General features: G+C 53.3%; 18 protein-coding genes. 9 read left to right on the top strand and 9 right to left on the bottom strand.

All coding sequences use genetic code 11. The features are described from left to right. Nucleotides 1-6: 6 nt before the first annotated feature. The 5 genes from K7H21_RS17115 (at nucleotide 7) to K7H21_RS17095 (ending at nucleotide 3,030) form a co-directional block, all read left to right on the top strand. Complete coding sequence (locus tag K7H21_RS17115) at nucleotides 7-561, top strand: TorD/DmsD family molecular chaperone (RefSeq protein WP_004131331.1); 555 nt, start codon at nucleotides 7-9, stop codon at nucleotides 559-561. Between the two features lie 103 nt (nucleotides 562-664). After that, the gene (locus K7H21_RS17110; protein WP_087829316.1) at nucleotides 665-1,147 is read left to right on the top strand and encodes a DUF1097 domain-containing protein; all 483 of its coding nucleotides are present in this window, start codon (nucleotides 665-667) and stop codon (nucleotides 1,145-1,147) included. A 296-nt stretch (nucleotides 1,148-1,443) separates the two neighbouring features. Further along, on the top strand, nucleotides 1,444-1,749 hold the full coding sequence (locus tag K7H21_RS17105; protein WP_004131333.1) for a type 1 fimbrial protein: 306 nt from the start codon (nucleotides 1,444-1,446) through the stop codon (nucleotides 1,747-1,749). An 89-nt stretch (nucleotides 1,750-1,838) separates the two neighbouring features. Next, nucleotides 1,839-2,393 (top strand): O-acetyl-ADP-ribose deacetylase, encoded by a 555-nt coding sequence (gene ymdB / locus K7H21_RS17100; protein ID WP_049112578.1) that lies wholly within the window; start codon nucleotides 1,839-1,841, stop codon nucleotides 2,391-2,393. Between the two features lie 46 nt (nucleotides 2,394-2,439). Beyond that, nucleotides 2,440-3,030, top strand: coding sequence for a TetR/AcrR family transcriptional regulator (locus tag K7H21_RS17095; protein ID WP_004131336.1), 591 nt, complete (start codon nucleotides 2,440-2,442; stop codon nucleotides 3,028-3,030). Between the two features lie 35 nt (nucleotides 3,031-3,065). On the opposite strand, the gene mdoC is transcribed toward K7H21_RS17095, so the two are convergent. Beyond that, on the bottom strand, nucleotides 3,066-4,226 hold the full coding sequence (mdoC, locus tag K7H21_RS17090) for a glucans biosynthesis protein MdoC (RefSeq protein ID WP_004131338.1): 1,161 nt from the start codon (nucleotides 4,224-4,226) through the stop codon (nucleotides 3,066-3,068). Nucleotides 4,227-4,478: 252 nt separating this feature from the next. Between mdoC and mdoG the strand changes: the two genes are divergently transcribed. The 3 genes from mdoG to K7H21_RS17075 all read left to right on the top strand — a co-directional run bounded on the left by mdoG (nucleotide 4,479) and on the right by K7H21_RS17075 (nucleotide 8,847). After that, nucleotides 4,479-6,032 (top strand): glucans biosynthesis protein MdoG, encoded by a 1,554-nt coding sequence (mdoG, locus tag K7H21_RS17085; protein WP_004131340.1) that lies wholly within the window; start codon nucleotides 4,479-4,481, stop codon nucleotides 6,030-6,032. Next, entirely contained in the window at nucleotides 6,025-8,553 is a 2,529-nt protein-coding gene (gene mdoH, locus K7H21_RS17080) for a glucans biosynthesis glucosyltransferase MdoH (RefSeq protein ID WP_004131342.1), read from the top strand. Before mdoG ends, mdoH begins: the two co-directional genes overlap by 8 nt. Before the next feature lie 66 nt (nucleotides 8,554-8,619). Further along, nucleotides 8,620-8,847, top strand: a complete 228-nt coding sequence (locus tag K7H21_RS17075; protein WP_004131344.1) for a YceK/YidQ family lipoprotein — start codon at nucleotides 8,620-8,622, stop codon at nucleotides 8,845-8,847. Here K7H21_RS17075 and K7H21_RS17070 read toward each other — a convergent pair whose 3' ends face one another. The 3 genes from K7H21_RS17070 to K7H21_RS17060 all read right to left on the bottom strand — a co-directional run bounded on the left by K7H21_RS17070 (nucleotide 8,848) and on the right by K7H21_RS17060 (nucleotide 11,660). Continuing rightward, nucleotides 8,848-9,234: a MysB family protein gene (locus tag K7H21_RS17070; protein ID WP_004131347.1), complete on the bottom strand. Its 387-nt coding sequence runs from the start codon at nucleotides 9,232-9,234 to the stop codon at nucleotides 8,848-8,850. Between the two features lie 79 nt (nucleotides 9,235-9,313). After that, nucleotides 9,314-10,564 (bottom strand): multidrug efflux MFS transporter MdtG, encoded by a 1,251-nt coding sequence (gene mdtG / locus K7H21_RS17065; protein ID WP_004131349.1) that lies wholly within the window; start codon nucleotides 10,562-10,564, stop codon nucleotides 9,314-9,316. Between the two features lie 175 nt (nucleotides 10,565-10,739). After that, the gene (locus tag K7H21_RS17060; protein WP_112166314.1) at nucleotides 10,740-11,660 is read right to left on the bottom strand and encodes a Kdo(2)-lipid IV(A) acyltransferase; all 921 of its coding nucleotides are present in this window, start codon (nucleotides 11,658-11,660) and stop codon (nucleotides 10,740-10,742) included. 209 nt (nucleotides 11,661-11,869) lie between these two features. Between K7H21_RS17060 and trhO the strand changes: the two genes are divergently transcribed. Beyond that, complete coding sequence (gene trhO / locus K7H21_RS17055) at nucleotides 11,870-12,934, top strand: oxygen-dependent tRNA uridine(34) hydroxylase TrhO (RefSeq protein ID WP_049112581.1); 1,065 nt, start codon at nucleotides 11,870-11,872, stop codon at nucleotides 12,932-12,934. Here the strand turns inward: trhO and K7H21_RS17050 are convergent. The 5 genes from K7H21_RS17050 to pyrC all read right to left on the bottom strand — a co-directional run bounded on the left by K7H21_RS17050 (nucleotide 12,920) and on the right by pyrC (nucleotide 16,253). Continuing rightward, complete coding sequence (locus K7H21_RS17050) at nucleotides 12,920-13,033, bottom strand: YceO family protein (protein ID WP_004101037.1); 114 nt, start codon at nucleotides 13,031-13,033, stop codon at nucleotides 12,920-12,922. The genes trhO and K7H21_RS17050 overlap by 15 nt on opposite strands. A gap of 73 nt (nucleotides 13,034-13,106) precedes the next feature. Beyond that, a complete protein-coding gene (gene solA / locus K7H21_RS17045; RefSeq protein ID WP_223035244.1) occupies nucleotides 13,107-14,225 on the bottom strand; it encodes an N-methyl-L-tryptophan oxidase in 1,119 nt (372 codons plus the stop codon). 124 nt (nucleotides 14,226-14,349) lie between these two features. Then, nucleotides 14,350-14,604, bottom strand: a complete 255-nt coding sequence (bssS, locus tag K7H21_RS17040; protein ID WP_004131358.1) for a biofilm formation regulator BssS — start codon at nucleotides 14,602-14,604, stop codon at nucleotides 14,350-14,352. A 284-nt stretch (nucleotides 14,605-14,888) separates the two neighbouring features. Then, nucleotides 14,889-15,134, bottom strand: a complete 246-nt coding sequence (dinI, locus tag K7H21_RS17035) for a DNA damage-inducible protein I (protein ID WP_004101040.1) — start codon at nucleotides 15,132-15,134, stop codon at nucleotides 14,889-14,891. A 72-nt stretch (nucleotides 15,135-15,206) separates the two neighbouring features. After that, nucleotides 15,207-16,253, bottom strand: coding sequence for a dihydroorotase (gene pyrC / locus K7H21_RS17030; protein WP_112166316.1), 1,047 nt, complete (start codon nucleotides 16,251-16,253; stop codon nucleotides 15,207-15,209). Nucleotides 16,254-16,298: the final 45 nt, after the last annotated feature.

Genomic DNA, 16,298 nt, shown 5'->3' with positions numbered 1-16,298 from the left:
AAATGAATGAACGAGTTTTCAATCCTCTGCCGCGTGCTGGGCTCTCTCTATTATCGTCAGCCGCAGGACCCGCTGCTGGTTCCGCTCTTTACCCTTATCCGCGAAGGGAAGCTGGCGGCGAGCTGGCCGCTGGAACAGGATGAACTGCTGGAGCGCCTGCAAAAAAGCTGTGATATGCAGTCGCTGGCCGCCGAATACAACGTGCTGTTTGTCGGTGAAGAGTGCCGCGTGGCGCCTTACCGTAGCGCATGGGTAGACGGCGCGACGGAAGCTGAAGTCCGTGGTTTCCTCGCCGCGCATGGCGTACCTACGGGGGAGGGGGCGGCGGATCATTTCGGCTCCTTACTGCTGGCCGCTTCCTGGCTGGAAGATCACGCGGCGGAAGATGAAAGCGAAGTTCTGGAAACCCTGTTCGCGGAATATATCCTGCCCTGGTGCGGTGAGTTCCTGGGCAAAGTTGAAGCGCATGCCACCACGCCGTTCTGGCGCACGATGGCCCCGCTGACTCGCGAAGCGGTCTCCGCCATGTGGGATGAGCTGCAGGAAGAAAACGAACAATAATTTGTGATTAAAATCACACTTTAAATGCAATGAAATATTTTTGATTTCATTTAGTGTGCTCTGAGTCGCATTTGACGGGTGCGTTTCTGCTATGATACGCGCCATGAACATACTCTTCGCAATCGCATTAACGACAGGCATTCTCTCCGGTATCTGGGGATGGGTGGCTGTCGCACTGGGTCTGCTGAGCTGGGCGGGGTTCCTTGGCTGTACGGCTTACTTTGCCTGTCCGCAAGGTGGGTTAAAAGGGCTGTTTATTTCAACCTGTACGGTCATGAGCGGCGTTGTGTGGGCGCTGGTAATTATTCACGGCAGCGCGCTGGCGCCGCAGCTGGAAATTGTCAGCTATATTATGACCGGCATCGTGGCGTTTTTGATGTGCATTCAGGCGCGTCAGCTGATGCTCTCTTTTGTGCCGGGAACTTTTATCGGCGCGTGCGCGACGTTTGCCGGCAGCGGCGACTGGCGTTTGGTTGTGCCTTCACTCGCGCTGGGTCTGGTATTTGGCTACGCCATGAAAAATAGCGGCCTGTGGCTGGCGACCCGGGCTGAGAAAAATAAATCTCTTGCTAACCAAAGCAGCTAATCGCTTTTAATTTATCCCCGTCTCCATCACAAAAGGGCCCGCCGGGCTCTTTTGCTTTTTTGCTGCCTGTTTACCCCATCATTAATATTCCCTGTATTCTATTTTTCCTTATATATCTGAGACTTTAACTGTACCGACAGTCAGTGAATCGATTTTGTTAGCATATTTAAATAAATGATATTTTTTGTTTTCAAATTGTTAATATAATTAACTTGAAGTAAAAAAATATAACTCGATGCACTCATGGATGGCTGGTGCTTTTCAGTAGCTATACCGATATGCAGAGGAGTTTTATAATGAAAACAATCATATATGCACCACTTGCCGCGCTGTTTATTTTACCTTCTTTTGTTAACCCTGTGCTCGCAGAACAGACCGTGGCTGGCGTCATCCATTTTTACGGGCGGGTGGTGGAAGCACCCTGCCAGCTCAATACGATAAAAGACCAGATTATTATGGATTGCCCGAGGGCGGATGCGATTAAAATTTCTGCTCAACAGCTTGAGAAAGGGAATATACACAACGAAAATATTCGCTCTGCGCAATTAAGATATATTAATCCGCAACGGACCCTCGCTATTCTGGATGTTGATTATCGGTAACCCTCTGCCCCCAGGCTTTCGTCCCGGGGGCTATCGTGCCATATTATCCTCGTGTATTCATTTGAAGACCTATGCCGACAGGAGGAGAAATGGCTGTTCAACCTGAGGTTGTTCTCGGCGATATTACAAAGCTCGCGGTGGACGTTATCGTCAATGCGGCAAACCCGTCGCTGCTTGGCGGTGGTGGCGTGGACGGCGCGATTCACCGCGCGGCAGGGCCAGAACTGCTTGCTGCCTGTAAAGTGGTGCGGCAACAGCAGGGAGAGTGTCCGCCAGGTCATGCGGTGATTACGGCGGCAGGAAATTTGCCCGCCAGCGCGGTTATTCACGCCGTTGGACCCATCTGGCACGGCGGTGACAGGCAGGAGGCGGAGTTACTGGCTGACGCCTATAAAAATAGCCTGCTGCTGGCTTCGGCAAACAATTATCGTTCTATTGCATTTCCTGCTATCAGCACCGGCGTTTATGGTTACCCTAAAGAGGCCGCCGCGGAGATAGCCGTACGGACGGTGAATGCTTTCCTCACTCGCTATAACCCGCTGGAACGCGTGTGTTTCGTATGCTTTGATGCCGAAACCGCCGGCATTTATACGCGATTACTTGAGGCAAGTCGCGCGCAACTCGGCCATCAGAATAAGATATGATAGTTTCCTGCGCAGGCCTGGAATTATCATAACGGGAGAGGTATCGGTGGCTGAAGGGAAGGTTCTACAAAAGCAACGGCTTCGGCGGATGGAAATCGTAGCCGCGGCACAGAAATGCTTTGCGGAAAAGGGCCTGCACGGCGCCTCCGTAGCGGATATTGCGCATCAGGCTGGCCTTAGCGTAGGTCAGCTATATCGCATTTTCGCCAGCAAAGAAGAGATCGTTGAAGTCATCGTCAGTGAGATCGTGAATGCCAGAGTGGGCGAAATCGTTGCCGGGAATCATGATTTAGCCCGCATGGCTTCAGTATTAGCCGGCGCAACACTCGTGACCGGGTCTACGAAAAACGATAATTATCTGCTGATGGAAATTAACGCCGAGGCGTCCCGAAATCCACGCCTGCGCGAAATCATGAACCAGGCCGATCGCCGCCTGAAAGAGGAGGGCGGGCGGCTAACCCGGCACTATCACCCTGAGATGACCGAGGCGCAAATTAGCGTCGCCTGCGAATTTATCGCGATATTAACCGAAGGGGCTGCCTATCGTTGCGACTTTGCGACGACCCCGACGGTAGATAAAGCAGCAATGGAAAACCTGTACCGCGATGTTTTTCAACTGCTGTTTGCACAAAAATAGCGCTGCTATGTGCTTCCACACAGCAGCTTGCTGTTTCAACTGGCGGATATTTGCGGCTTAGCCGTCTTTTGCTGGAATTTTCCGGAGAAAAGGAAGCGCAACAGCGGTATCCGCAGATGGATTTCATATAGCACCAGAGCAATCCCGACCACAAAAACCAGCCCGGTCATAAACCCAAGGGTATTCGATTTAATGACCGGCGCTATCCACGCCCCGTAGAGAAGGGTCAGCGGGTGGTGCACCAGGTAGATAAATAGCGATGCATTAACGAAATAGGTCACCCGCGCTGACTGGAAATTCAACAAGCGGTGGCCAAGCGAAAAGACCACGTTGACCATCCATAGCCCCAGCACCATGGTAATCACGTACTCCGTCTCATACATCCAGCCGTCGCCAGAGCCGTACTGCTGATTCAGCCGATAGGCGATAAACCCGAGTAAAGCCGCCGCAAAGCACCATGGCGATGGGGTTGTAAACATCGTCTTCAGGCGCGCGTTAATAAACGTCTGGGCGCCGAGGATAAAGAAAGGCAGATAGAATAGCGTCTGCATCACGATGAAGTTGAACAGGCCATTGCTAAGAATGGGCGGGTAGAGGATAAAAATGGTGCGGCGAATGACCGCATACAGCACGCCCAGCGCGAGAAAAATCATCGACAGTTGGCCTAATGTGACGGTGTCACCAAAGGTTGGTGCCGCGGCAGAACGCGGGCGCGTCAGCCATTTAAACATCACTACGCCCAGCGACGTCAGAACCACCAGCACTAACAAAAACCATAAGTGGGAAATCAGCTCCCAGGCGAGGGTGTTGAATTTGTCATAGCCGGAAAGCGTGTGCCAGTTATCCGCCTTACCGTTGACGTACTGCAGCATAATAAACTGCGGTAGGGTCAGGAGGGGGATCGCGGTTAACATGGGGATGCCGACGCGCTCAACGCGGACTTTCCACCATTTCTTCAGCGGATAGCGCAGAAAAAGCATGTAGGAAAAATAGCCGGAAATCACAAAGAAGACCTGCATGCGAAAGGCATGAATGAAGTCGTTAAACAACGTCAGCCACCATGAAGGCTCGGCGCTGTTAACATGCCAGCTGTGACTGGAGTAAATGAGCGAAATGTGAAAAGGGATACCCAATAGCATCAGCCATGCGCGGATGCTATCGAAAAAATATTCACGCTGTACCGGAGTATTATTCATACAATATCACTACATTCTCAGACAATTCGTCTTATCACTCAACGTGATAACGTTTAAATTCACTGCAACCCTACATGAACTCTGGTTAACTGTCTCCAGGATAAGCACGCAAAGTGCAATCGGGGCAGTGAACTGTGTATTCCCTGTGCCGCCATGCCGAACAATGCAGGGATTATGTTGTCGGAATGCCTGAGTTTCCATTAAAATAGATCGGATCGATTTAAGCACACAAAGGGGGAAGTGCTTACTTATATGAAACATAAACCACAGATGATGAAAATGCGTTGGTTAAGCGCAGCCGTAATGTTGTCCCTGTGTACTTCATCTGCATGGGCTTTCAGCATTGATGACGTCGCAAAAGAGGCACAAACGTTAGCCAGCAAAGGCTTTGAAGCGCCTAAAAGTAACCTGCCCTCTGCCTTCCGCGACATGAAATATGCGGACTATCAGCAAATTCAGTTTAATCACGATAAAGCTTATTGGAATAATCTGAAAAGCCCGTTCAAACTCGAGTTTTATCACCAGGGAATGTATTTCGATACGCCGGTCACCATTAATGAAGTGACGGCAACCAGCGTGCGCAAAATTAAATACAGCCCGGACTATTTTAATTTTGGCAACGTGCAGCACGATAAAGACACGGTTAAAGACCTCGGCTTTGCGGGCTTCAAGGTGCTGTATCCGATCAACAGCAAAGACAAGAACGATGAGATCGTCAGCATGCTCGGAGCCAGCTACTTCCGCGTGCTCGGCCAGGGTCAGGTATACGGTCTTTCTGCCCGTGGGCTTGCGATCGATACCGCGCTGCCGTCTGGAGAAGAGTTCCCGCGTTTTCGTGAATTCTGGATTGAGCGTCCTAAAGCCACCGATAAACGTCTGACGATTTATGCGCTGCTTGATTCCCCGCGCGCAACCGGCGCCTATCGTTTTGTGATCATGCCCGGTCGCGATACCGTGGTGGACGTGCAGTCTAAGGTCTATCTGCGTGACAAAGTCGGTAAGCTGGGCGTGGCTCCGCTGACCAGTATGTTCCTGTTCGGGCCGCATCAGCCGTCTCCGACTACCAACTATCGTCCGTCGCTGCATGATTCAAATGGGCTTTCGATCCTTGCCGGCAATGGCGAATGGATCTGGCGTCCGCTGAATAATCCGAAGCACCTCGCCGTCAGCAGCTACGCAATGGAGAACCCGCAGGGGTTTGGCCTGCTACAGCGCGGCCGCCAGTTCTCGCGTTTTGAAGATCTTGACGACCGCTACGATCTGCGCCCAAGCGCGTGGATTACGCCGAAAGGTGATTGGGGTAAAGGGAAAATCGAACTGGTCGAAATCCCGACCAACGATGAAACCAACGATAACATCGTGACCTACTGGACGCCGGATCAACTGCCGGAACCCGGCAAAGAGATGAACTTCAAATACACCATCACTTTCAGCCGCGACGAAGACAAGCTGCATGCGCCGGATAACGCCTACGTGATGCAGACCCGCCGCTCTACCGGCGATGTCAAGCAATCGAACCTGATCCGCCAGCCTGATGGCACCATTGCCTTCATTGTTGATTTCACCGGCGCCGAGATGAAAAAGCTGCCCGCAGATACCCCGGTAACCGCGCAGGCAAGCATCGGTGATAACGCTGAAATCGTCGAAAATACCGTGCGCTACAACCCGGTAACTAAGGGTTGGCGTATGATCCTGCGCGTCAAAGTGAAAGATCCTAAGAAAACCACGGATATGCGCGCTGCGCTGGTCAATACCGACCAGACGCTGAGCGAAACCTGGAGCTATCAGCTGCCTGCCAATGAATAAGATAACGAAGTACATCGACGCATTGCCGCTGTCGGATGCAGAAAAACGCGCGTTACCTGACGTAAGTCTGCAGGCCGTACATGAAGCACTGGACGCTGAACATCACGTTTTTAAACGCGAAGATGACGCCCCGCTGGGGTCGGTAAAATCGCGGCTGGAGCATAGCTGGCCTGATTCGCTGGCCGGTAACCAGCTGGTTAAGGATGACGAAGGGCGCACTCAGTTGAACGCCATGCCGAAAGCAAAACGTTCCTCTATGTTTCCGGACCCCTGGCGTACCAACCCGGTCGGCCGTTTCTGGGATCGGCTGCGCGGACGCGACGTGACTCCGCGCTATCTTTCTCGCCTGAGCAAAGAAGAGCAGGAGAGCGAGCAGAAATGGCGTACCGTCGGCTCTATCCGGCGCTATATTCTTCTGCTGCTGACGCTGGCGCAGACCGTTGTGGCGACCTGGTACATGAAAACCATTTTGCCCTACCAGGGCTGGGCGCTGATTAACCCGGCCGATATGGTGGGGCAGAATCTATGGGTTTCCTTTATGCAGCTGCTGCCATATGTGTTGCAGTCGGGGATCCTGATTCTGTTCGCCGTGCTTTTTTGCTGGGTTTCCGCTGGATTCTGGACCGCGCTGATGGGCTTCCTGCAGCTGCTGATCGGGCGCGACAAGTACAGTATCTCAGCCTCGACCGTTGGGAATGAGCCGTTGAACCCGGAGCATCGCACGGCGCTGATTATGCCGATCTGCAACGAAGACGTTGACCGCGTGTTCGCGGGCCTGCGTGCGACCTGGGAGTCGGTAAAGGCCAGCGGCAACGCCGAGCACTTTGATGTCTATATCCTGAGCGATAGCTACAACCCGGACATCTGTGTGGCGGAGCAAAAAGCGTGGATGGAGCTCATTGCTGAAGTTCAGGGCGAAGGGCAGATCTTCTATCGCCGCCGCCGCCGCCGCGTGAAGCGCAAAAGCGGTAACATTGATGACTTCTGTCGTCGTTGGGGGAGCCAGTATAGCTATATGGTGGTGCTGGATGCCGACTCCGTGATGAGCGGTGAGTGCCTGAGTGGCCTGGTGCGCCTGATGGAAGCGAACCCGAATGCCGGCATCATCCAGTCATCGCCGCGCGCGTCGGGCATGGATACGCTTTATGCGCGCTGTCAGCAGTTTGCCACCCGCGTCTACGGCCCGCTGTTTACCGCCGGTCTGCATTTCTGGCAACTGGGCGAGTCGCACTACTGGGGACACAACGCCATTATCCGGGTGAAACCGTTTATTGAGCACTGTGCTCTCGCGCCGCTGCCGGGGGAGGGTAACTTCGCAGGTTCCATTCTGTCGCATGACTTCGTGGAAGCGGCATTGATGCGTCGCGCCGGATGGGGGGTATGGATTGCTTACGATCTTCCAGGCTCTTATGAAGAGCTTCCGCCGAACCTGCTTGACGAGCTGAAGCGCGATCGCCGCTGGTGTCAGGGTAACCTGATGAACTTCCGCCTGTTCCTGGTCAAAGGGATGCACCCGGTTCACCGAGCGGTATTCCTGACCGGCGTGATGTCATACCTGTCGGCGCCGCTGTGGTTCATGTTCCTTGCGCTCTCTACTGCGCTGCAGGTTGTGCATGCGTTGACCGAGCCGCAGTACTTTTTGCAACCGCGTCAGCTGTTCCCGGTCTGGCCGCAGTGGCGCCCGGAGCTGGCTATCGCCCTGTTTGCTTCAACCATGGTGCTGCTGTTCCTGCCGAAGCTGCTGAGTATTATTCTGGTGTGGTGTAAAGGGCCGAAAGAGTACGGCGGCTTTATCCGTGTGACCCTTTCTCTGCTGCTGGAGGTGCTCTTTTCGGTGCTGCTGGCGCCGGTACGCATGCTGTTCCACACCGTGTTTGTGGTCAGCGCGTTCCTCGGCTGGGAAGTGGTGTGGAACTCGCCGCAGCGTGATGACGACTCGACTCCGTGGGGCGAAGCGTTTATGCGTCACGGCTCGCAGATGCTGTTGGGGCTGGTTTGGGCGGTGGGTATGGCGTGGCTGGATCTGCGTTTCCTGTTCTGGCTGGCGCCGATCGTGGTCTCGCTGATTCTGTCGCCGTTCGTGTCGGCCATTTCCAGCCGCGCTACCATTGGCCTGCGCACCAAGCGCTGGAAGCTGTTCCTGATTCCGGAAGAGTATTCGCCGCCGCAGGTGCTTAAAGATACCGATGCTTACCTGACGCTTAACCGTCAGCGTTCTCTGGAAGATGGTTTTATGCATGCGGTATTTAACCCATCATTTAACGCGCTGGCAACGGCGATGGCTACCGCGCGTCACCGCCACGGGCATATTCTGGATATTGCTCGCGAGCGCCATGTTGAACAGGCGCTCAACGAGACGCCGGATAAGCTCAACCGCGACCGTCGTCTGGTATTGCTAAGCGATCCGGTCACGATGTCTCGCATGCACTATCGCGTGTGGGCCGCGCCGGAGAAATACTCTTCGTGGGTGGGTGCCTATCAGCAGCTGACGCTGAACCCGCTGGCGTTAAAAACGAAGTAAGCCGTAGGTAAAGGAAAATACCGGCAATGGTGCCGGTATTTTTTTATCTGAGAATCGAGGTTGTTGATGAGAGTTTTACTGGTTATCGCAATGACGCTGCTTATCAGCGGCTGCGGTAGTATTATCAGTCGCACAGTGCCTGGGCAGGGGCATGGAAACCAGTACTATCCCGGCGTTCAGTGGGATGTCCGCGATTCCTCATGGCGCTATATCACCATTCTCGATCTGCCCTTTTCACTGGTATTTGATACGCTACTGCTGCCGCTTGACGCCAGTCATGGCCCCTATAACTAATTAGCGTTCATCCCATTCATCGGCTGCGGCCTGGCCCTCTTCGGTATCGAGAGAGGGTTCAAGCTGAAATTCGCCTTCATCCCATTCGTGCAGCGTGTTTTCTTCCAGCCACTCCTGGCGAAGCTCAATCTCATCATAATCGCCGTCAAAGACGCTTTGCGCTGCCTGACCGCTAAGAACAGGCAGGCATTCACCCTGTTCATCCTCGTCGGCAAAAAATTCTGCCTGCCAGGCAATGTCGCCGTCCTGGAGTACGTATTTCTGAATATTTAATTGCTCGATGCTGGCGTTCTCTTCGTCGCTATCGGGATTATTAGCCAGAAACTCCTCGCGGGCTGCATCGATTGCTTCTTCAAGCGTGGCATAGAACATCGAATCCTTTGGCATGGCTAACCTCCTAAGATGAATAGAAATGAACACGATTCAATCTATAGAATGCGGTTGGCGATGCGTCAAGGATGGGGCATTAATTTACCGAATGCGTGCCGGAACCCGGATTGTTGGTTGCCCGAGGGCGGCGAGAGCGGCCGAGAGTCAGGGTCGAGTAGACCGCGTTGAACAAGACCACACCGGCGGTGACTAAAAAGACCGCCCGGAAGCCGTAGTTGGCGGAAACTGACGCGCCGATAAGCGGTCCCGTAACGTTGCCGATATCGCGGAACGACTGGTTATAGCTGAAGATTCTGCCCGAGATTTGGCTGGTGGAGTTATACACCAACAGGGTTTGTACGGCGGGCAGTAGCGCGCCGTCGGCAGCGCCTAACAGGAAGCGCAGGATCCCCAGCTGCAGCGGCGTCTGAACGAACGACATCGGTATCAGAAGCAAGACGGAGATCACCAGCGCGACGATCAGGATCTTTTCCGGGCCGATGCGGTCTCCGAGTTTCCCGAGACGAGGCGCGCTAAGCAGAGCGGCAATACCTGGGACTGAAGCAATCATGCCGCTGATGAACGCAATATCACTCACATTGCCTGCAAGATCTCGCACGTATAGCGTCAGAATCGGAGCAATCGAGCCGGTTGCAACCTGGATAATCAACGAAGTGACAAACAGGCTCAGCACCAGCTTCGGATTTTTAAGCGACGAGAAAACGTCTTTCGCGCTGAGCATCTCTGTTTTACTGACCGCGACAAAATTCTCGCGGATGAGAAAAAGGGTAAATAAGAAACAAATAAACAGGACGCTTGCGGTCATAAAGAAGACGGTACGCAATCCCCAGTGATCGGCAAGGAAGCCGCCAGCCAGCGGCCCTAGCAGCGCGCCGCTGACGGCCCCTGTAGACAACGTCCCCAGCGCCCAGCCGCTCTTATGGCGGGGGATCTGCGTCGCTATCAGGGCATTGGCGTTGGGAATAAATCCCCCGAGCAGGCCTAACAGCGCGCGCAGGATCAGAAATTGCCAGATATTCTGCGCCAGGCCCATCAGCAGCATGACGATTGCCATACCGAGGGCTGAGCGCAGCAGCATGATTTTACGCCCTTTACGATCGGCAAGGCCGCCCCAGAAGGGGGAGGCGACGGCTGAAAATAAAAAAGTGACGCTAAAAACCAGACCTGACCACATATTGAGGGCGCTATGACCGGTTACGCCCAGTTGTTCGACGTAAAGGGGGAGAAACGGCATCACCAGGCTAAAAGCGGCGCCGGTTAAAAAACAGCCGAGCCAGGTGACGGTAAGATTGCGTTTCCAGTTGATGGGGGTATCAGCAGACGGCATAGGATTCCACTGGCCTGCAGCGCAGGTCAAATAATTGAAAATATGAGCACGCTAATTATGCGCCTGAGAAATGATTGCCGCAATGCAGGGGAGCTTTTAAAGCTAAAGAGAGGGAATTGACCCCGCATCCGTATTCGAATGCGGGATCGTCGCGCGACTGAGCGCGGAGAGTGCGTTAGTAACGAGAAGGAACGCCTTCAGGACGCGTTTTAAAGCGGCGATGCATCCACATATACTGTTCCGGCGCCATCAATATGCACTTCTCTACCACTTTGTTCATCCAGACGGCGGTAGTCTCCGCATCGTCCAGCGGCGGATCGCACTCCGGCGGCAGGATAATCAGCTCATAGCCTTTACCGTTGGGTTTACGGCGCGGCACGAACGGCACAACGCAGGCTTTAGACATCTTTGCCAGCATCCAGGTGCCCGAGGTCGTCGCGGCCTGGTCAACGGCGAAAAACGGTACAAATACGCTGGCGGAGGGGCCATAGTCATGGTCCGGCGCGTACCAGATCACCTCGCCCTTTTTCAGCGCGCGGATCATGCCTTTGAGATCCTTACGATCGATCATGTCTTTGTTGGAGCGCAAGCGTCCCCAGGTCTGCAGCCAATCGATAACCGGGTTATCGTTTGGGCGATAGACGCCAATGCCAGGCTCATTGATACCGAACATGCGCGCGCCCATCTCCAGCGTCAGGAAATGAATGCCAATCAGCAAAATGCCGCGCTTTTGCGTCTGTACGTCCCGGATATGCTCGACGCCAATCGAGTCAGTCCAGCGCGCGATACGCTTTGTTGGCCAGAACCAGGCCATGCCGGTTTCCATCAACCCCATGCCGACGGATTCAAAGTTTGCCACCACCATCCGGTGACGCTCTTGCTCACTCTTATCGGGAAAACAGAGTTCCAGATTACGATAAGCTATTTTTGCCCGTCGCTTCATCAGCCGTCTTGCTAGGTGGCCAAGACCGGTTCCTAACCGATATATCACCGGATAGGGAAGCTGTACAACTAACCAGAGCAGACCGATTCCGAACCAAAGCAACCAATAACGCGGGTGCAGCAACGCTGCGGAAAATTTAGGTAAATGGCTCATCTCATACCTGTTCAATTAAGCAACGTGTTCTATTATCGCATTTTTTTATGCTTCAGCCAAAATACCGGCTGTTGATGGCATTTAATGTTAATGCGAGCAAATTTGGGTGAGAAAAATGTAGCGCAAAATGTGGGGATGTAAATTAAGCCTGTTTGCTATATGATGCCCGCCGTTTATTTTACTCATTGACTATGCCGAGCAGGTACACCATGCCAGTGTTACATAACCGCATTTCAAATGAGACGTTAAAGGCGCAAATGTTGGCTGAGACCGAGCCGCGCACGACGATCTCGTTTTATAAATATTTCACTATTATCGACCCAAAAGCCACGCGCGATGCGCTGTGGATTGCGTTGACTAAGCTGAATGTCTTTGGCCGAATTTATCTGGCTCACGAAGGTATTAACGCGCAAATTAGCGTTCCGCAGAGCCGGGTCGATGCGCTGCGCGAATTTTTATACGCTTTCGATCCCGCCCTGAATGGTCTGCGCCTGAATATCGCTCTTGATGATGACGGTAAATCCTTCTGGGTTCTGCGTCTCAAGGTACGCGATCGGATCGTCGCGGATGGGATTGATGATCCGACGTTTGATGCATCGGACGTGGGTGATTATTTAAAGGCTGCGGAGGTCAACGCGATGCTGGACGACCCGGATGCGGTCTTTATTGATATGCGTAACCATTACGAATATGAGGTCGGCCATTTCGAGAACGCGCTGGAGATCCCGGCGGATACGTTTCGCGACCAGCTGCCGAAGGCCGTTGAGATGATGCAGGAACATAAAGATAAAAATATCGTCATGTACTGTACCGGCGGTATCCGTTGCGAGAAAGCCAGCGCGTGGATGAAACATAATGGATTCACTAAAGTCTCGCATATTGAGGGCGGGATTATCGAGTACGCGCGACGCGCGCGCGAACAGGGGCTGCCGGTTCGCTTTGTCGGTAAGAACTTTGTATTCGATGAGCGTATGGGAGAGCGTATCTCAGATGATGTTATCGCCCATTGCCATCAGTGCGGCGCGCCCTGCGATAGCCATACCAACTGCCTGAACGATGGTTGCCACCTGCTGTTTATTCAGTGTCCTTCCTGTGCGGAGAAATTTGCCGGTTGCTGTAGCGAAGCCTGCATGGAAGAGCATAAGCTGCCGGAAGAGGAGCAGAGAAAACTGCGCGCCGGCCGCGAGAATGGCAATAAGATCTTTAATAAATCTCGCGGTCGTCTGAATACGAAGCTGGGCATCCCGGATCCTGTGCCTTCAGAAAAACCATAGCCAGATAAGATCGATAAACGCCAGCAGAAGCCACAGCGCCAGATAAATCATAAAATGTTCACGGACGTTGTTAACCAGTAATTCGAACAGGCGACGCATCATCTCTCTCATTATTCACGGCCTCAAGTGAGGCCGTTTCTTTAGCGTGGTTGTCTGGTCATACGGCGGGCGATTATTTCTTAAACCGCGCCAGTGAAAACGCAGATAGATCAAATCCAAAGGGTTCGTCAAGCGCGAACCGTGTGGCCAGTTCGCCTAAAACCGGTGCAAATTTAAAGCCGTGACCGCTCAGGCCGGTAATCAGCAGCGTATCCGGCTGGCCGGGTAGTGTATCAATAATAAAGTCTTCGTCCGCTGTGTTATCATAGGTGCAGGATGCGCCGTGCAGACAGCCGCCAATACCGGGCAATATGTTACGCAGGAAGCTGAAAGACTCGGCGCCGTCCGTGGCTACCGCACCGAACGGTTTGCGCTCTTCCGGCGTGGAAATGAGCTGCCCGCCGTTGTGCTTACCGATTTTCAATTCATTATCTTCGGCGGGAAAACCGTAAAACTGATCGCCATTCGGTAACTCACCGGTAAACGCCGGGAAGTTATTTTTGCTGCTGTAGCGGCCATCAGCCTGAAACCAGGCAAAAATCTTCCGTATCGGCTGGACCGGAAGTTCTGGCAACAGGCGTGTGACCCAGGTTCCGGCGCTGATCAGGAGTTTTTTACCGCTGTACTCGCCATCCAGCGTCTCGACGGTGACGCCGTCCGGCTGGTGGTGAATGGCTGACACCGGACAGTTGAACAGCTGGGCGGCGCCCGCTTCGCGCGCCAGACGGATCCAGGTTTCAACGGCCAGCTCGCTGCGCAGTATGCCGGATGCGGGTTCAAATATCGCCCGATAATCATCAGGTACACGAATTTCCGGCCAGCGAGTCATTACCGTCTGCGCATCCATCTCTTCAATATTCAGCCGCAACTCGTGCGCGCTGCTGGCAACATTGCGCAGAAAGTCGGAATCGGCAGGCCCGAGGTTAATCACCCCGGTACGTTCAAAGACGGCTTCACCGCTGGCGGCGGCAAACTCATCCCACAGCTGTTGCGCGCGCAGTACCAGGGGAACATATCTTTTGCCTTCACCGTAGGCGTGACGAATCAGGCGAGTGCTGCCATGATGGCTGCCTTCCTGATGCGGCGGCTGATGAGCATCGATCATCAGCACGTTAAGCCCTGCCTGCCGCGCATAAAAGCCTGCGGCAGCGCCGACCGAGCCGCTACCGATAATGATAAGATCGTATTGCATGGTGGGTTCCAGGTTATTGCTTTGTTAGCAGGGTAAATAACAACCTGCTGTTATACAAGCCCGAAAATAATTCAGGCACCCGGAGGTGCCTGTTAGGTGAATATTCAGACATTAGCGCTAAATATTAATGCCTTCGATACTCATTTTCCTGGTATTCGCCAGATTCAATCTTCGCAATACCTGCTTCCAGAATAGAAATAAACTGACGTGCGACGTCCGTCGTTAGCCATAGCGTCTGGCCAATTTCTGCGTCTTTACTACTTTCTTGAGCGGGGTTTTGGTAGTGCAGGCGCAACATCAGCGCATCGTAACTATCAACGGTGCTGATGTCCCATCCGACGAGGGGATGGGTCTGGATGACTTCATTATTCTTTTCCATCATAACCCCTTATTCATATGTTAAAAGACAACAGTTCTCGAGGTTTAATGCATGTTTTTTGAAGCAAGTTAATTATATCAGTAGTCAAGCATAAACTCGAGAAATTAAATGAAATAGAGATACATACGCGCGAATATGCTGCTTTTTTAGGCAGAAAAGGGTGGGTTATTTGTTATTTTTGAAGGTGCTAAGCAAAAGCAATAGGGGAAAATCTGAGTGTGAAAAAATAAAAAAGCCGGGGCGACCCGGCAAAAAAAGCACAATGAGGGAGCAAATTTAATTGACTAGTCGCGGACAAACCAGTCGTCAGCGCTTTCCCAGGTTTCTTGCAGGATTTCGCTAATCCGGTCTTTGTCTTCTTTCAGGCCGCCGATAACCGACAGATTGTTATTAGCCGCGTATCGAACCGTTACCTGGCTTGATGTAGAGGGAAACTGCTGTTCAATACGACGAGAGAGTTCATTGTTCAGCGCATCTAAGGCGCCGTTGGGTAAGGCTGTTGATTTGGCGATAGAGACTTCAATACGCATAATTGCCCCCTGGATAATGTACTGTTTATTTATACAGTCTTTGGTGAGCATTTTCAACAGGGGGCGTACTATTTATTTTTTCATCGTCCAGCGCACGGTTTCCCCTGCAAGGAACGGCACCAGCGCGTCGCCGGGCAGGGCGATACTCTCGACCACCTGGCTCTCTTCGCGCACCAGCTCAACATAGCCCTCATTGATCGGCAGGCCATAGAAGCGTGGGCCGTTGAGCGAGCAGAAGGCTTCAAAGTGCTGTAGAGCATTCATCTCCTCAAACACCGTTGCGTAGCTGCCCAGCGCGGTCGGCGCGTTAAAACAGCCTGCGCATCCGCAGCTGGCTTCCTTACGATGACGGGCATGGGGTGCGGAATCGGTGCCGAGGAAAGCGCGGTCAAAACCACTGGCCACCAGTTCGCGCAGCGCCTGCTGGTGAATATTGCGTTTCAGTATCGGCAAACAGTAAAGGTGGGGCCGCACGCCGCCAACCAGCATATGATTGCGGTTGAACATCAGGTGCTGCGGGGTGATGGTGGCTGCCAGCAAATCGTTACCGTCGCGCACGTATTCGGCGGCATCTTTGGTTGTGATGTGTTCGAAGACCACCTTCAGACCGGGCAGGCGCTGGCGCAGCGGCTCCATGACCGTTTCGATAAATCGCGCTTCCCGGTCAAAAATATCGATATCAGGATGAGTGACTTCACCATGAACCAGTAGGGGCATACCCAGTTTTTCCATGCGCTCAAGCACCGGCATGATGGCATCCGTGCTGGTGACGCCGTGGCTCGAGTTGGTTGTGGCATTGGCCGGGTAGAGTTTGGCAGCGGTGAATACGCCTTCGTTAAATCCGCGCTCCAGCTCCGCCGGGTCGAGCGTATCCGTCAGATAGCAGGTCATCAGCGGCGTAAAATCATGACCCGCAGGGATCGCATCAACGATACGCTGGCGATAGGCGAGGGCGGCTTCGACGGTAGTGACTGGCGGTACCAGGTTCGGCATCACGATCGCCCGGCCATAAAATTCACTGGTAAAAGGCACGACGGTTTTTAACATATCGTCATCGCGCAGATGGATATGCCAGTCGTCAGGGCGGCGGATTTTCAATACCTGGGATTGTGCTGTCATGGAAGGCTCCGGCTAATAGGTTCAGTCATCAGGGCTGTTTTTGCC

It is taken from the genome of Klebsiella sp. CTHL.F3a (assembly GCF_019890895.1).
Classification (GTDB): domain Bacteria; phylum Pseudomonadota; class Gammaproteobacteria; order Enterobacterales; family Enterobacteriaceae; genus Klebsiella; species Klebsiella grimontii.
Note: the sequence above shows the minus strand (reverse complement) of the source record. Positions and strands in the feature narration are given on the sequence as shown.

Coding starts and splice junctions, on each gene's coding strand:
- K7H21_RS17075 (WP_004131344.1), top strand. CDS start 8,620: ATGAGAGTTTTACTGGTTATCGCAATGACGCTGCTTATCAGCGGCTGC.
- K7H21_RS17050 (WP_004101037.1), bottom strand. CDS start 13,033: ATGCGTCGCCTGTTCGAATTACTGGTTAACAACGTCCGTGAACATTTT.
- K7H21_RS17070 (WP_004131347.1), bottom strand. CDS start 9,234: ATGCCAAAGGATTCGATGTTCTATGCCACGCTTGAAGAAGCAATCGAT.
- K7H21_RS17060 (WP_112166314.1), bottom strand. CDS start 11,660: ATGAGCCATTTACCTAAATTTTCCGCAGCGTTGCTGCACCCGCGTTAT.
- K7H21_RS17115 (WP_004131331.1), top strand. CDS start 7: ATGAACGAGTTTTCAATCCTCTGCCGCGTGCTGGGCTCTCTCTATTAT.
- pyrC (WP_112166316.1), bottom strand. CDS start 16,253: ATGACAGCACAATCCCAGGTATTGAAAATCCGCCGCCCTGACGACTGG.
- K7H21_RS17105 (WP_004131333.1), top strand. CDS start 1,444: ATGAAAACAATCATATATGCACCACTTGCCGCGCTGTTTATTTTACCT.
- ymdB (WP_049112578.1), top strand. CDS start 1,839: ATGGCTGTTCAACCTGAGGTTGTTCTCGGCGATATTACAAAGCTCGCG.
- dinI (WP_004101040.1), bottom strand. CDS start 15,134: ATGCGTATTGAAGTCTCTATCGCCAAATCAACAGCCTTACCCAACGGC.
- trhO (WP_049112581.1), top strand. CDS start 11,870: ATGCCAGTGTTACATAACCGCATTTCAAATGAGACGTTAAAGGCGCAA.
- K7H21_RS17110 (WP_087829316.1), top strand. CDS start 665: ATGAACATACTCTTCGCAATCGCATTAACGACAGGCATTCTCTCCGGT.
- solA (WP_223035244.1), bottom strand. CDS start 14,225: ATGCAATACGATCTTATCATTATCGGTAGCGGCTCGGTCGGCGCTGCC.
- mdtG (WP_004131349.1), bottom strand. CDS start 10,564: ATGCCGTCTGCTGATACCCCCATCAACTGGAAACGCAATCTTACCGTC.
- mdoG (WP_004131340.1), top strand. CDS start 4,479: ATGAAACATAAACCACAGATGATGAAAATGCGTTGGTTAAGCGCAGCC.
- mdoC (WP_004131338.1), bottom strand. CDS start 4,226: ATGAATAATACTCCGGTACAGCGTGAATATTTTTTCGATAGCATCCGC.
- bssS (WP_004131358.1), bottom strand. CDS start 14,604: ATGGAAAAGAATAATGAAGTCATCCAGACCCATCCCCTCGTCGGATGG.
- mdoH (WP_004131342.1), top strand. CDS start 6,025: ATGAATAAGATAACGAAGTACATCGACGCATTGCCGCTGTCGGATGCA.